The sequence below is a fragment of the Psychromonas sp. B3M02 genome (assembly GCF_003318165.1).
Taxonomy (GTDB): domain Bacteria; phylum Pseudomonadota; class Gammaproteobacteria; order Enterobacterales; family Psychromonadaceae; genus Psychromonas.
Genome location: NZ_QOCB01000112.1, coordinates 1 through 15,671 on the forward strand (window position 1 = coordinate 1; position 15,671 = coordinate 15,671).

12 protein-coding genes are annotated in these 15,671 nt (G+C 41.5%); all 12 read right to left on the bottom strand.

All coding sequences use genetic code 11. The annotated features are described in order from the left end of the window. Positions 1-194: 194 nt before the first annotated feature. The 12 genes from DS885_RS12330 to DS885_RS12385 all read right to left on the bottom strand — a co-directional run bounded on the left by DS885_RS12330 (position 195) and on the right by DS885_RS12385 (position 15,649). Complete coding sequence (locus tag DS885_RS12330; protein ID WP_113819726.1) at positions 195-1,373, bottom strand: sirohydrochlorin chelatase; 1,179 nt, start codon at positions 1,371-1,373, stop codon at positions 195-197. Between the two features lie 95 nt (positions 1,374-1,468). Then, entirely contained in the window at positions 1,469-2,122 is a 654-nt protein-coding gene (bluB, locus tag DS885_RS12335; protein ID WP_113819727.1) for a 5,6-dimethylbenzimidazole synthase, read from the bottom strand. Then, positions 2,119-5,910 (bottom strand): cobaltochelatase subunit CobN, encoded by a 3,792-nt coding sequence (cobN, locus tag DS885_RS12340; RefSeq protein ID WP_113819728.1) that lies wholly within the window; start codon positions 5,908-5,910, stop codon positions 2,119-2,121. The genes bluB and cobN overlap by 4 nt, the downstream gene beginning before the upstream one ends. 6 nt (positions 5,911-5,916) lie before the next feature. Continuing rightward, positions 5,917-7,008, bottom strand: coding sequence for a cobalamin biosynthesis protein CobW (cobW, locus tag DS885_RS12345; protein ID WP_113819729.1), 1,092 nt, complete (start codon positions 7,006-7,008; stop codon positions 5,917-5,919). After that, complete coding sequence (gene cobM, locus DS885_RS12350; RefSeq protein ID WP_113819730.1) at positions 6,995-7,798, bottom strand: precorrin-4 C(11)-methyltransferase; 804 nt, start codon at positions 7,796-7,798, stop codon at positions 6,995-6,997. Before cobM ends, cobW begins: the two co-directional genes overlap by 14 nt. A gap of 73 nt (positions 7,799-7,871) precedes the next feature. Then, a complete protein-coding gene (cobJ, locus tag DS885_RS12355; RefSeq protein ID WP_113819731.1) occupies positions 7,872-8,657 on the bottom strand; it encodes a precorrin-3B C(17)-methyltransferase in 786 nt (261 codons plus the stop codon). A gap of 23 nt (positions 8,658-8,680) precedes the next feature. Next, positions 8,681-9,457 (bottom strand): cobalt-precorrin 5A hydrolase, encoded by a 777-nt coding sequence (locus tag DS885_RS12360; protein ID WP_113819732.1) that lies wholly within the window; start codon positions 9,455-9,457, stop codon positions 8,681-8,683. Beyond that, on the bottom strand, positions 9,454-10,191 hold the full coding sequence (gene cobI, locus DS885_RS12365; protein ID WP_113819733.1) for a precorrin-2 C(20)-methyltransferase: 738 nt from the start codon (positions 10,189-10,191) through the stop codon (positions 9,454-9,456). The genes DS885_RS12360 and cobI overlap by 4 nt, the downstream gene beginning before the upstream one ends. Beyond that, entirely contained in the window at positions 10,179-11,609 is a 1,431-nt protein-coding gene (gene cbiE, locus DS885_RS12370) for a precorrin-6y C5,15-methyltransferase (decarboxylating) subunit CbiE (protein ID WP_113819734.1), read from the bottom strand. Before cbiE ends, cobI begins: the two co-directional genes overlap by 13 nt. After that, positions 11,609-13,033, bottom strand: a complete 1,425-nt coding sequence (locus tag DS885_RS12375) for a precorrin-8X methylmutase (RefSeq protein ID WP_113819735.1) — start codon at positions 13,031-13,033, stop codon at positions 11,609-11,611. The genes cbiE and DS885_RS12375 overlap by 1 nt, the downstream gene beginning before the upstream one ends. Then, positions 13,033-14,196: a cobalt-precorrin-5B (C(1))-methyltransferase gene (locus tag DS885_RS12380; protein WP_113819736.1), complete on the bottom strand. Its 1,164-nt coding sequence runs from the start codon at positions 14,194-14,196 to the stop codon at positions 13,033-13,035. The genes DS885_RS12375 and DS885_RS12380 overlap by 1 nt, the downstream gene beginning before the upstream one ends. 13 nt (positions 14,197-14,209) lie before the next feature. Beyond that, positions 14,210-15,649: a cobyrinate a,c-diamide synthase gene (locus DS885_RS12385; RefSeq protein ID WP_113819737.1), complete on the bottom strand. Its 1,440-nt coding sequence runs from the start codon at positions 15,647-15,649 to the stop codon at positions 14,210-14,212. Positions 15,650-15,671 lie beyond the last annotated feature (22 nt).

A 15,671-nucleotide genomic window follows, 5' to 3' on the forward strand; every position in this document is an offset into this window, starting at 1 on the left:
TAATACAATTGGTATAAGACAATCATAATAAAATTTGATTCAATAAACTAACTGATTTTAATGTATCTAAGCCATTGAATATAAGTACATAGTATAGGGAGGTCAATAGTAAATAAACAGTTATCAAGATAGTTGATAACTGTTTATTAAGACTACTTACTGTTGCAGTAGCTCAGGGCTTAAAAACGCAGAGGTTATTTACGATGTGCTAAGGCTTCACCTTGTACACCATTTTCAATTCGCTCTTTTTCTTCGTCCAATATTTCTTGCGGGAACTGCCCCATAAAACAACAACAAACACCTTCACCGATCATGGTTCTTGGGCCTAATGGGTGCGCAATATGTTTATAAACCCCGTGGCTATGTGGCTCGCTGTGACTATGATCATGTGATTGACCATGTTCATGAGAATGGTCATGTGAATGACTATGGCCATATTCATGCGAATGATCGTGTGAATGGCTATGGTCATGAGAGTGATCATGGCTGTGTGCTTCAGGATCTTGGTATTCTGCATGGTGATGATGTACATCCACTTCACCCGCGGCTAAACGACGTTTAAATGTTGCCATTAAGTCTTCGCCCTGAACCGGTTTATCATCCATAATATTACGAACACGTACTTCAAAGGCATCAATCACTTTGTCGTGGTCACGTAAGTAAGGTGTATTGATGAATTCAACTTCAGGATTCTCTTTTGCTACTTTATCAATGTAACCTGAGATACGTTTGATTAAACGGCCTGTAAACAAGAAGTATGGCGCAACTACAATACGCTTATAACCTAGCTTTAATAGCTTCTCAAGACCAACACCTACAGAAGGGTAAGTCACACCAGAGTAAACGGTATCAGCCCAGCCAAAGCCCATATTTTCACTCACGATACGAGTTAATTTTGCCGCTTCAGCATTGGCTTCAGTATCTGAAGTACCGCGTCCAACAACCACCAGCATCGTATCGTAAAGTTCTTTAGGTGGATTGTTTACATCTAAACCTAATGATTCGTAAATACGTGCTTGAAAAGCATTAATCATCGGCTGCTGCAAACCTAATTCTTGACCATACGTTACTTGTAGACCTTCGTTTTTTTCTTCGAAGGTGGTTAATACTGAAGGAATGTCATTTTTCGCATGGGTTGCTGCGAATAACATACCTGGTACAGCATATATGTGGTTAACACCTTGAGCGATTAAACTGTTTAACCCCATGTGAATATTAGGTGCAGAATATTCTAAAAATCCGTACTCAACAGGCATATCTGGAAAACGTTTTTTTAAGCCTTCAGCCACTAATGAGAATTCCACTTCAGCATCTTTATCACGGCTACCGTGACCACACACCATAATGCCTTTTTTAACTAGTTGTTCATTCATTTTAAATCTCTTTTTCTTATCAATTTTTTGCGGGGGCTGATTTGGCTGCCATGGTACCAATAGCAATAAAAACAGCAACGTTAACCTACTATTTATTACACTTTTTCTGGCCAACTATTCTCAAACAAAAATGTTTCTATTGGCGCGGCCTCGCCCCACTTTTGTTCGATTAACATTGGCTTTTCATAAAACTTTTCAACATGCCCAATACATAAAATCGCAATAGGTCGGCTGTCCGCTGGCATATTCAATAAATTAGCCAATTGAACTGGCTCAAATAATGACACCCAGCCTAATCCAATCCCTTCTGCCCTTGCCGCTAACCACATGTTTTGAATCGCACAGGATACTGATGCTAAGTCCATATCTGGCATGGTTCGACGGCCAAACACATGCTTCTCACGACCATCGGGTAATGCAACAACAATTAACTCTGCACATTCAGCAATGCCTTCCACTTTTAATTTTAAGAACTCGCTTTTACGCTCATCCAATAAATCTGCAGTTGCTGTTCGCTCGGAAGCAACTAGTTGTTGAATATCACTTCTTAACTGTTGATTAGTCACTCGAATAAACCGCCATGGTTGCATCAAACCAACACTTGGCGCTTGATTCGCAACGGTTAATAATTTTAACAATAACCCTTCTTCTAAAGGTTGTGGGCTAAAGTGACGCATATCTCGACGCTCTTTAATCACCTTATAAATCGCCTGCTTTTCAGTTTCTAGATAGCTATGCTGGCTCTTCATGATCGACTCTCTTGCATCTCATCACACTGTAACAACAAGTCCTGTAATTTTTCTTGATATTCATCAGTTGCTTGCCATAAACCACGTTGTGCTGCTTCCATTAAACGCTCTGCCATCTCTTCCATTATTTGCGGGTTATTATCTTTTAAAAATTGTTGGTTAGTTGGATCCATCAATAGGGTATCGGTCACTTGCTGATATTGATAATCGGCTATCAAATCCGTGGTTGCATCATAAGCAAACAGATAATCCACTGTCGCCCCCATTTCAAAAGCGCCCTTATAACCATGTTCACGCATTGCTTCGATCCATTTCGGATTCAATACGCGTGAACGTAACACTCGGTTTAGTTCTTCTTTGAGCGTTCTGATCACTGGTTTACTTGGATTGCTATGGTCACTATGATAAATGGTGGGCGCTTTGCCTGAATAGACTTGTGCCGCATTGCTCATACCGCCTTGGAATTGGTAATAATCGTCTGAATCCAACAGGTCATGTTCACGGTTATCTTGGTTCTGTACCACGACATCGATATTGCTTAATCTATCTAAAAACGCTTCCTTAGCCTGCACGCCGTCTTTGTCACTATTTCCGTAGGCATAACCGCCCCAGTTTAAATAGGCCTCCGCTAAATCACTTTTCTCTTCCCAACAACGTTCATCAATCAAACCTTGTAAACCTGCGCCATAGGCACCGGGTTTTGATCCAAACACGCGATAACTTGCTTGACGTTTCGCTTGCGTAACATTCATACCATCGGCAATTAATTGCGCTTCACGTTGTTGAATATTATGCTGAATTAAATTGTTATTACCCGGCTCTTTAAGTTCACTAATGGCCACCACTGCCGCATCAAATAACGCCATTACATTGGCAAAAGCATCACGGAAAAAACCAGATACACGCAACGTTACATCAACGCGAGGTCGATTCAGTAGTTGGAAGGGAATAATTTCAAAATCAACTACGCGGTGACTGCCTTCTGCCCAAATAGGTTTTACGCCCATTAAAGCAAAGGCCTGCGCGATATCATCACCGCCAGTTCGCATGGTTGCTGTTCCCCATACTGATAACCCCAGTTGTTTCGGGTAATCACCATGTTCTTGTAAATGTCGATGTATTAACGCTTGTGATGATTGTTGACCTAACACCCACGCGGCTTTAGATGGAATGGCACGGTTATCAACGGAATAGAAATTACGCCCAGTAGGCAAGGTATCTAATCGTCCACGGGTTGGCGCGCCACTGGGACCAGCTTCGATAAACTTACCATCAAGCCCTTCGATAATGGCGTTTAATTCGTTATCCACGCTTTGCTTTAATGCTTGATGAATCGTCTCTTTGGCGTAAACCAATAAAGCATGCGTTGCGGGGAACTCAATCAATTCAGCAAGGTCGTTATTAGCTAATAAGTAATGCTCTACCCACTGTAAAGCCAACAGCTCTAAACGCTCTCGGGTATCTGCGGTACTGCGCCATAATGAATCACAGACAGTCGCCAATAAATTAGGTTTAAGCCCAGTCCAATTTTCACGGCCTGCGCTTAATGGATCAAACAATTCTCCATCAAGCAACAATGAAAAATCACTGACTAAACAGTGTAAAATGCCTTGATTAATATCCCCTTCCCCACGTGGTAAACGTAATAAGGCTATTAAGGTATTTGCGATTTTATGGTTCTCTGGTAACTCCCCTAAAATATGCAAGCCATGGCGAATTTGTGACTCTTTAATATCACATAAGTAAGTATCTAATTCTTCTAACACTTGGTTATCATCACCACGTGCTGCTTCATTTAATTCATCTAAGATATTAGTGCTTTGTACTTTCTCTAAAATCTGCTCTCGTAACCAAACTTCACGGCGTGTATCTAAACCTTGTGCTTGATAGTACTCATCCACCAGCCCTTCTAGTTCAGCCATATCCCCGTAAGTTTCTGCACGCGCCATGGGCGGCATTAAATGGTCAACAATAACCGCTTGTGTGCGACGCTTTGCCTGCGCCCCTTCTCCTGGATCATTAACGATGAATGGATAAAAGTGAGGCATAGGACCTAATACTGCATCTGGCCAACACTCGTTAGACAACGCTAAGCCTTTGCCAGGTAGCCATTCTAAATTACCGTGCTTTCCCACATGAATAACGGCATTCACTTGGTAAGTAAAGCGTAACCAAAAATAGAAGGCTAAGTAGTTATGTGGTGGCACTAAATCAGGGTCATGGTAATTAGCTAACAAGTCGATATTAAAGCCACGAGCAGGTTGAATACCTATAAAGGTTTCGCCTAAACGGATCCCTGCGATCATTAAGCGTCCATTACGGCATTTTAAATCGTCTTCAGGTTGCCCCCAACGTGCCGTAATCGCTTGTTGGCTGACTAAAGGTAATGCCGCAAAGTATTGTGTATAATCTTTTAAAGATAAGCTTTGCCAACAGGCTAAATGATGTAAAGTGTTTGGGTTATTGGTGACAGACTGTAATAATTGCTCAATCAATTGATTACCGTTTTCTGGCACATTCCCCACTGGATAACCTGCAGCTTTCAATTTATTCAGTATATTGACGGTTGAATTGGGCGTGTCTAAACCAACACCATTGCCTATTCGCCCATCTTTTGTGGGATAGTTTGCTAAGATCAACGCAATGCGTTTATCTTGATTAGCCCTTTGAGATAACTGAATATATTTTTTAGCCAGCTCAATCACAAATAGTGCGCGCTCTTGATGTAATTGATATTGTACTAAAGAGATCTGTGTTTTTTCATCGTAAAACGCTTCACTTTTGAAGCTAATGGCACGCGTTAAGACTTTGCCATCCATTTCCGGTAACACCACTTGCATAGCGATATCACGGCTGCGTAAACCTTGCTTATAATCTTGCCAATCTTCTAAGGTACTACTGGAGAGTACTAGCTGTAGAATCGGAATATCTACGTCAAATAAACGTGTAAAACTATTAGGTTGTGAGCTTAACCCAGGTGTACTGACGGTGTTTGATGCAAAACCTGTGGTGTTTAAAATGAGGCGACAATGATGTTCGACGAGTAAAGCATTTACCACGGTCATTGCTTCAGGATCTTTTAATGAGCTGATCACTATCGGTAGTGGATTCAAGCCATTATCAGACATTAATTGAATAAGTTGATCAAACATCTGACAGTTAGCGGATTGTAAATGGCTACGATAAAAAAGTAGCGCAACCACTTGCTGTCCAGCTTGCCATTGTATTTTATCTTGATTATAAAACTGCGCGACTGGCAGGAACTCAGCTTCTTTCGACTGCACTGAAAGCTCAAAAAATTGCTGGTTTAAAAAGGTAAATAACTGCGCACTATTATCAATACCGCCTGCTCGACAGTAACGCCAAACTTGATGCTGAACTTGCGCTGACACAGTAGATAACTCAATCAACTCTGGGTCGATATTGTCATCACCGGGTACTAAAATAAGATGACGATTAGGCGCTTGTTTTGACCAACGAATCAGCCCATCCACACCATATTGCCAATACGCTTTGCCACCTAACAACGACACGACCACAACCTGCGCTTGCTCTAGTACTTTATCTTCATAAAGGTCGAAGGCCGCTGGCTTTAATAAGTTAGTCCAATTCACTAAACGCGTTTCTACTAAAGCGTGAGCTTCAGTAGCTGTTTGATGTCCTGCAGAAAGCGCCGTTAATTGACTATCGGCTGCGCTGAACATCACTAACGGTGCCGGAGATTGTGCTAAATCCACAATCCCCTCTTGCTCAACAAACCCGCCCGGTTGTGCTGCTAATAGGTGCATTAACGATTAAACCTCAGCGCTTTTTAGAATAGCAGTCACGGTTGCTTGATCTAAGCCTTTACCGATTAAGACTAATTCTGTTTTTGGCGTTTCAGTCGCTTCCCATAAACGGTCAAAATGCACATCTAAACGTTTACCAACTGCTTGTAATACTTGACGCATTGGTTTGTTTTCAACGGCTGCAAAACCTTTAATACGAAATAGATTAAATTCATTTAACAGCTTTTCTACGTTAGCTTTAAGCTTGTCAGCATCCACTGTACCTAAGCTGATCACCATTGAATCAAAGTGATCGTGTGCGTGGTCGTGATGGGCACCGTGAGCATGATGATGATCGTGGTGGTTATGCACTTTATCAATGTTTTTCTCAGAACCTGCATTGATACCAATTAAGACTTCTAGTGGCACATCACCGTTATTGATATAAGCGGTTTTTACAGAGCTTGGTAGACGTTTTTGTACTACGCCTTTAACACGCGCTTGCTCTTCTATATTTAATAGATCGCTTTTACTTACTACCACTAAATCAGCAGAGTTAAGCTGATCATCTAATAGCTCTTGTAAGCTTGGATCATGATCTAAACTTTCGTCCATAGCACGTTGTTTTAATACTTTATCTTCATCGGCAGCAAAACGACCTGCAGCAATAGCTGGTCCGTCAACCACAGTAATAACGGCATCAACGGTGCAATGCTCTTTAATACCCGGCCAGTTAAAGGCTTGTACTAATGGTTTTGGTAACGCTAAGCCTGATGTTTCAATCAGGATATGGTCAATTTGGTCACGACGCTCAACCAGTTTTTCCATCACAGGTAAAAACTCTTCCTCAACGGTACAACAGATACAACCATTAGCGAGCTCGTAAATACCATCTTCGCCACCGACTAATTCTGCCGCTTCATCTTCACATTCCAGTGGGCAGCTGCGTAGTAGTTCTGAGTCGATATCTAACTCACCAAACTCATTCATGATCACGGCAATACGTTTGCCTTTAGCTTTTTTAAGTAAGTTAGCCAGTAAAGTTGTTTTACCGCTGCCTAAGAAACCGGTCACGACTGTGGTTGGAATTTTGTTTAATGAAACGTTACTTGCTGACATTGTTTACCTCTAACTCTTCAATGGAAAGTGTGTTCTTACGACGACGAAATATATTCGGTTGCTCTTTTTTATACAGGTATGAATCTTGGAAGTTGGTGGTATCCAATACATGACCTACTAAAATAAGCGCTGTTAATTTAAAGCCTTTTGCTTCTACTTTGTCTGCGATATCCGCTAAAGTGCCTGTCACTTTATCTTGGTCAGGCCATGAGCTTCGGTAACAAACAGCAACAGGGCAATCCTCACCATAATGTGGGATCAATTCCGCCACTATTTTACGAATTTTGGTAATACCTAAATGGATAGCTAGTGTTGCTCCACTTTGAGCAAGCTGTGGTAAACGCTCACGTTCTGGAAAAGGTGTTTTACCTTCATAACGCGTCATGATCACCGTTTGCGATACACCAGAAAGTGTGAGCTCTTTGCCTAAATAGGCAGCAGAAGCAGCCGTTGCACTAACACCGGGTACCACTTCATAGTCGATACCGTGTTTTTCTAAACGACGAATTTGCTCTGCGATAGCGCCATATAATGCAGGATCACCACACTGTAAACGGGCAACATCTTTGCCCTCTTTTGCAGCTTCTACAAAGTAAGCTTCCATCTCATCTAGGTTGATCTTAGCGGTATCAACAATCAACTCTGCGCTGTCTTCAACATCTTGTAATGTTTGACGCGGAATTAATGAACCTGCATACAAAACAATAGGGCACTGCTTTAATAAACGTGCGCCTTTAATGGTCATCAACTCAGGATCACCCGGCCCTGCACCGATAAAATAAACTTTCATGTTGAATCCTTCTTAATTAATACTTTTAGCTTTAAATATCACTTTTAACGCAGAAAACGCTTGAAGTGCGACGCTATAATTTCTTTTTATAACCACGTGGCGTATAAACCCATGACTTATCACCATTAATGATATGGCGAGACTCACTATTACCCACACTGACTAAAGTAAACATATCAACATCTTTCGCATCCAATTCATCTAAACGGATAATACGAATCGTTTCATCTTCACGGGTTAATTGACGGCCTAGTAACACAGGTGTAGATGCTGGACGATATTTTAATAACACGTCACGTGCGTGGTTAAGCTGCCAATCACGCTTTTTCGATACCGGGTTATAGAAAGAGATAACAAAATCCCCTTCACCAGCACTATGGATACGCTTATCGATGGTTTCCCATGGTGTTAAAAGATCCGACAAACTCACAGTACAGAAATCATGCCCTAACATGGCACCAATGCGACTTGCACCAGCTTGCATCGCAGATATACCCGGTACAACGTCAATCTCAACATCTAACCATTCAGGGTGATCTTCTAAGCCTTGAAGTTGTCTATCTAACAATTCAAAGACTAAAGTCGCCATGGCATAGATGCCAATATCACCACTTGATATAAGTGATGTGGTTTTGCCGCTTGCCGCTAGATCTAATGCTAGACGCGCACGACCAATCTCTTCCCCTAACGGTAAATCATGGTGTACCTTGTTATTACAAGGCTCTCCTAATAAGTCTAAATACAGTCCATAAGCGACTAAATCAGTACTTTGCTCAACCGCTTTTAATGCTTTTGGTGCGACTAAATCTGCATTTCCCGGTCCCATACCGACAACAAAAAGTTGTTTTTTTAAACTCATTTTATTTCCTAGTTTTTAATGTTCTACAGGCTATAACTTCTGGCGATTGCACAGGTAGCTTGTTTGTTTTTATGTTTATTCAGTAGTAACTCACTACCGTTATTAGTTAACTGTTGGGCTTGATACAGTGCCGCAGACTCTGCTACGCCATATACTCCAACGGTTTTTAAAATATAATCAGACTTAGTGGAAAGGCGCCCTTCCATCGTGCTTAAGGTCTTTGCATCAAAGGTTAAGTAAGGTTTTTGTAATGTTTCAGCTAAGCCAATTAACCCCACTTCATCGCTCTTAATGTCGATACTGGTAATGGCACTAATATCATCAATGGTCAGTCCCACTTTCACTAAGCATTCGGCTAACAAACCTTGTAAAACCTGCTCAGGACAGTGGCGCTCACAGCCCATCCCTACTACATATTTAGGCTTTAAATAACTATTCGCTGTAGTTAACACCAGTTGGTTTTCAAGTAATTCGCTAACTTGTCTCGCTAATTCATTCGCTCCACCTTCGTGACCGGATAGTAGCGGGATCACAAATTGCCCTTGCTCATCTAAAACCAGCACCGCAGGGTCGTTATATTTATCCTTTATCACTGGCGCTAAAGTTCGCATCACAATACCCGTTGCGCAGATAAAAATAAGTATATCACCTTGTGTAAAGTAGCTTTGTATATGCTCTTTAAAGGGCGTTGGTTTATAGCAAACGTCACTATTTATAGGTGTTGAAGCACTATCTAAAAGGTGTTGTAAACGCCTTGCTAGCTGTAACCCCACTTCTGTTAAACAGATAATACGGATCACGCCGTGAATTCCTCACGGGTGATCACAAATAGTGAGAAGTAAGGCCCAGCAACATTGTCTAACTGATTTAAATCTCGAATTATTTTTTGTTGGTCACGACTGATATATTCCAAATAATTGGCATCATCAAATCGTTTGGTTTCTTTTAATAGGCTAATTAAACGTGGGCGTTCAATCCCCGCCTTCATGATCACAACCGCATCATGCTCTAATAATGCCGCTTTAATTTTGGTATCACTATGACGTCCTGTGATCACAGCAAAAGATTGCTTTAATACCGTTAATGGCAGTTGTAATTCAGCCGTTGCCGCAACAAAAGCAGGTACACCAGGAATGACTTGTGATTGATACTGACTTTCTAATCGCTCTAATAGATAGGTAAATGATCCAAAGAATAACGGGTCACCTTCACATAAAAACACCACGGTTTTACCTTGCTTAAGCTCAGCTTGAATTTGCATAATCGCTTTATCATAAGCAGCATTAGCAGCAACACGCTGACGCGACATAGCAAAACGTACCCCTAGGTGCTGTTGTGTTTTAATCGGATCTTTTAATGCTTCGCTGGCAATGGTTAACGCCTGTGATTCCCCTGCTTCATTCTCTAAATAACAGATCACATCGGCAGCTTGAATCGCACGAAATGCTTTTAATGTTAATAGCTCAGGGTCACCAGGACCGACACCCACACCAATAAATAATGCAGTTTTTGGTGTTGAGGTTAATTCGCGCATGACATTACCTTCTTCGCCTTTTTAGTGAAACTAAATAAACTTACCGCTAGCGCTGGACGATAAGCTAATTGTCCACCCAAAGTTCTGCTTTTATTAACGGCAATCTGTAATGTTTCTAATTCAGCGTCTTTTAATGTTTCACGCTGAGAATAAAAATCTAATAATTGTGACTTGGTTTTTTCCATTACAGCAGAAACAACAATTTGACCATTATCAGGTAACTTTGCCCATAACTGAGTTAATAACTGAGGCAATTCACCATCACTACCGCCAATAAAGATTTTATTTGCAGCAGGTAAATTCGCTAAGCCTTGAGGTGCACGTGCTAAGTGTGGTTTTAAGTTACGTACTACACCAAATTTTTGTTGGTTTAATAACAAGCAATCAAAACGTTCTTGGTGATGTTCGACGCTATGTATTTTTGCCTGTGGCTGCCAATATGCTAATTCCACAGATACACCACCACAGCCAGCACCAATATCCCAAATTAAATCATCTTTACTTGGTTGTAATAGCGATAAAATAGCTAAACGCACTTCTCGCTTGCTTATCATGCCCTTGCTACCTAATTCACCAGTTTCAAAATCGTGATCCTTAATCCCAGGAAACTCCGGTAAATAGCCTTTATTCGGACCACATAAAACAAAAGAAACATGTAACGGGTCAAAACTCTGTTCATTTTCTGCTGTGTCATCTAATAAACTCGCCACTGTAAATTTAGATATTTTTTGGTCGCTATAACCTAAACGTTCACAAACAATAATTTCCGCTTCAGGAAACCCTGCTTCACGACACACTTCGGCAAGGTGTTCAGGCAGACTCTGGTTATCGGTTAGTAATAACAAGGTTTGTTGCGCTTTTAGTGCCACTTTTAATCTCGCTAAAGGACGACCATGTAAACTCACTACATTCACATCTTGTTGTGAAATAGATAAGCTGTGACAAGCTTGAGTAATGCTTGAAATAGCAGGGAAAAAGCGCACTGATGCATCTTTGAAATGCTTGCTGATCCAAGTACCTATACCGTAATAAAGTGGATCACCCGAGCCTAATACCACTACATTTTGTTCTGTTTCAATTAATGCTTGTAGCTCTTTTAATTTAGGTAAAATCTCAGTTCTTGGCGGAAGGTTATCGGCCTTTGGCTCAAGATCTTGTTGCTCGCCCTCTTCTAGTGTTGCGATAGTCGGTGCAACGGCTAAGTATTTCTCTAATGTTAATAATTGACGCTCAGAGCCAATCACTAAATCTGCTGACTGCAGTGCAAATAATGCTTGTTCACTAAGCATCGCATTTTCTGCAACACCTAAACCAATTACGGAGATCTCGCGAGCGCCAGTTGCAAGTGTTCTAGCGTGCTTACTTGAGCCTGAAGTTAACCCTAATTTACTTGCTAACTTACTGAAAAAATTAATCATTAATATAATTCCCCTTTAATACAACGTAATAAGGCATTACAACTTGCACTTGATACTGCGCTACCACCTTCGCGGCCCAATAATGTAATGCATTCTATGCCTAGTGTTTGGTGAAGATCCCATAGCGCTTGTTTCGATTCTGCGGCGCCAACAAATCCAACTGGCATACCGATAATCAAAGCCGGTTTCGGCGCACCTTGGTCAATCATTTCTAATAAACGAAACAGTGCAGTAGGTGCATTACCAATGACCACTACACTGCCTTCTAAATAAGGTAACCATGCAGTTAATGCTGCCATAGTTCGCGTTTCACCAGTTTCCTTTGCGCGCTCAGGCACACCTTGTGCATTCAAAAAGCAGTAAGGATCAGTTTTAATCATTCGCTTGGTGATACCCTGTTTTACCATCTCCACGTCACACAGGATTGGTGCGCCTTTTTTTAAAGCCACAATACCAGACTCGCAAGCATTCTCACTGAACTTAACCTGTGTTGCGACTGCTGGAATACCAACACTATGCACAACACGCATTACCACTTGTTGGGCTTCTATAGACAAGTGCTCTAGGTCAGTTAAGGTTCTGATTTGACGAAAGCTTTCATTTTCGATCAAACTGGGATCGTGGATATAATCAAATTTCATTTTTTGCTCAATTACTCTGGTATTAGGTGTGTCTGCTGATTCAGATAAAGTCAGTGATGATTGTAATAACGCAATGCAATTTGCAGCATCATCAAACTGATAAGTTAAGGCTTGCAGATCTGGACGTTTAAATTGATAAACGGGAATATTGGCTGATGCAGCGGCTTCAATCTTTGCATAAGTGGCATCACCACCACTGTTTTTACTGATCACCGCATCAATATGATAAGTGGCTAATAACTGTTTTTCATCTTCAAGATGAAAAGGACCAATCGCTTTTAACCAGGTGACATTAGCAGGTAAAATGATTTTAGCCGGCATCGCAGTGCGTAATAACACTTGCTTTGATTGTGTAGATAAAGCATTAATCACTTGTTGTGATACTTGCCCTGCAGTGATGAATAACGAATCATGTTGAGCAACTTGTTCAATTAAACTAGGCCAATCATCAACCTCAATCCAATTGTCCTGCGCTGTTTTCAGCCATGCTTTACGATGAAAGCGGATAGCGGTAACAGATAAAGCTTTAGTGACTGTAGCAATGGTATTACTCATAGTTTGAGCAAAGGGGTGAGTGGCATCAATAACATGCGTTATTTTATTGTCTGTAAGGTATCTTGCTAAGCCGCCAAACTGAGTAAAACCACCGCTAATAGACAAACAAGGTACCGTAGCTTTACGCACAATTCCTGCAATGCTGTAGATAACATCAAAGCCTAACCTATGTAATTCAGTTGCTAATTTACGCCCGTCAGCTGTACCACCAACTACTAAAACTCTCATTAGTTAGCCTCGGTTTGATTGATTATCTTACCATCGGCATCGAACTTATCTTGATGACTATTAGCCACAAACAACCCTTTTCGATTCACTGCCCATACTTCTACCTCAATGGATTCATGAACAATGGTTTTAGCAAACTTTAAGGCTTCAATACACACTACAGTGGCGATATCTAAACCTGCTTGTTTGGTCATATTAAGCACTTGGATAGTGGTGTTTGCGCTTATAATTTGTTGTTGTAACTCGGTACTAGCACCTAGATTTTTTGCAATGGTTGCTAACTGCTCAAAGTCGATACTGGATTGGCGACTGTTAAGATCTAAATGTCCATTAGCTAACTTGGTTAACTTACCAAATCCTGCACTAATACTGAGTTTTTGAATACGGTTACCTGATTTAGGGTCGATTTTTTCACGGCGCAAATATTTCATCATGGCCCCAACAAAGTCGCCCATTTCAATCAGGCTGATCTCGTCCATTTGATAAAATGCTTTAATGGCATGTTCACTGGCAATACCCGTTGAAGCCGCTAAATGGGTGAAACCATTCACTCTCGCTACATCAATGCCTTGATGAATAGACGCAATATAAGCGGCGCAAGAATAAGGTCGAACAATACCTGTAGTACCTAAAATTGATAAGCCACCAATAATACCCAATCGGCTATTCATGGTATTAGTGGCAATTTGCTCACCGTTGACAATGCCCACTGACACTTCAAAACCACCTTGATACTGATATGCCTGAGCATAATGTTCAAGGTGCTCTGTCATCATTTTTCGAGGCACTGGGTTAATCGCAGGCTCACCAATCGCTAACACTAACCCATCACGGGTTACTGTTCCGACACCTTCAGCCGCTTTAAAGGTAATACCCGTTGTTGGCTGTAAGCGTAATTCAACAAATAACGTCGCGCCATGTGTGGCATCGGGATCATCACCAGCATCTTTAATAGTACTAGTCCGTATGCCTTGTTCAAGCGCTTGATAATCAATAATATCAAGGTTAACCACTTCACCTCTTGGCAAGGTGATTTCAACGCTGGCAGGTTGTTTGTTGGCTAGTAACGCGCGCACAGCAGCAACACAGCAAGCTGTTGCACAACTTCCTGTGGTTAAACCATTACGTAATGGTTGCTCTGTTTCGCTTGTTTCCGGCCACATATTTCAGCTTACCCTATTGTTGTGCTTGCATGGCTGCTTGCTGTTGAGTCTCTTTACTCACTGCACCCGTTACTGATGGGTTATTATAGTTTTCCCATGCCATTAATTTCTCTTGATCAACCGCTTGTAACTTACCCATAAAAAGATCCGCAATTAAAGCGGGATTCGATGGGAAAAATAGATGTAAGTAACTCGCCGTTAAATTCTCTGTACGATAAATCGCTTCTCCGGGTGCAGGGTGACGTTGACGTTGCCCATAACCGATAGGTTGTATCTGCATAATGGCACGTGACCTATGGTGTGCATGCCCATGAATTTCACCTTCAGGTAAGATTGCTTTTTGCATTCCCTGACAACCGCGTTTACCGGACATGCTGCCGTAACCATCCAATAAGCCAAGCATTTTATGGTGTTTTTCATCTAAATCGACCAGCTCATTAAGGCAATATAAAAACCCACCACATTCAGCTAAGATAGGTTTTCCCGCTTGATTAAACTCACTAATTTGAGCTTGTAAATCGCTATTCGCAGCCAATTTTTCTGCATACAACTCAGGGTAACCACCCGGCAACCAAAGTGCATCAACTTCAGGTAATTGATCGCCTTTTAAAGGAGAGAAGTAAGCTAATTTCGCGCCCATCTCTTCTAATAAACGGGTGTTCGCTTGATAAATAAAACTAAAGGCAAGATCCTGTGCAATGGCAATAGTTTTCCCCGTTAATAATGACTCAACTGGCGATTGCTCAGCAGAGTAAAAATCAACGGGTGCAGGTAAATCTAAGAATGGGCTATTGGCAGCTGCGCGCTTTACGCCATCCACTAACCATTCACAACCAAGGGTAAACTTAGCTTCTAATTCATCAAATACTTCGCTAGCTTGCACTAATCCTAAATGACGCTCTGGTAATGCCACTTCTGGATCTTTTTTCAAGCAAGCTAATAAGGGTAATTGTTCACCTAAGGCATCTCTAATTAATTGTGCATGACGTTCGCTGCTGCAGTTATTTGCGATCAAACCATAGCAATGATAATCATCACGAAAGTTAGCTAAACCAATAGCCACAGCAGCGGCTGTTTGTGCCATGCCTTTTACATCCATCACAATGGCAACGGGAATATTAAAACGTGCCGCTAAGTCTGCGCTTGAAGGTTCACCATCAAATAATCCCATCGCGCCTTCCACTAAAATCAGGTCCGCTTGTTGTGCAGCTTCAAACAGTTTTTGCTGGCAATAAGCTTCACCAGCCATCCACATATCTAGCTGTTCAACGTGTGCTCGCGAAGCTTGTGCTAAAATTTGTGGATCAAGATAATCAGGGCCAGTTTTAAATACACGTACGACTTTACCTTGCGCAGTAAAGTAACGCGCAATGGCTGATGTAATGGTTGTTTTGCCTTGTCCCGATGCGGGTGCCGCTAAAAATAGTGCAGGACAACTTGCTTTGTTGGTCATTTGATTCCTTTATCAACGCTGT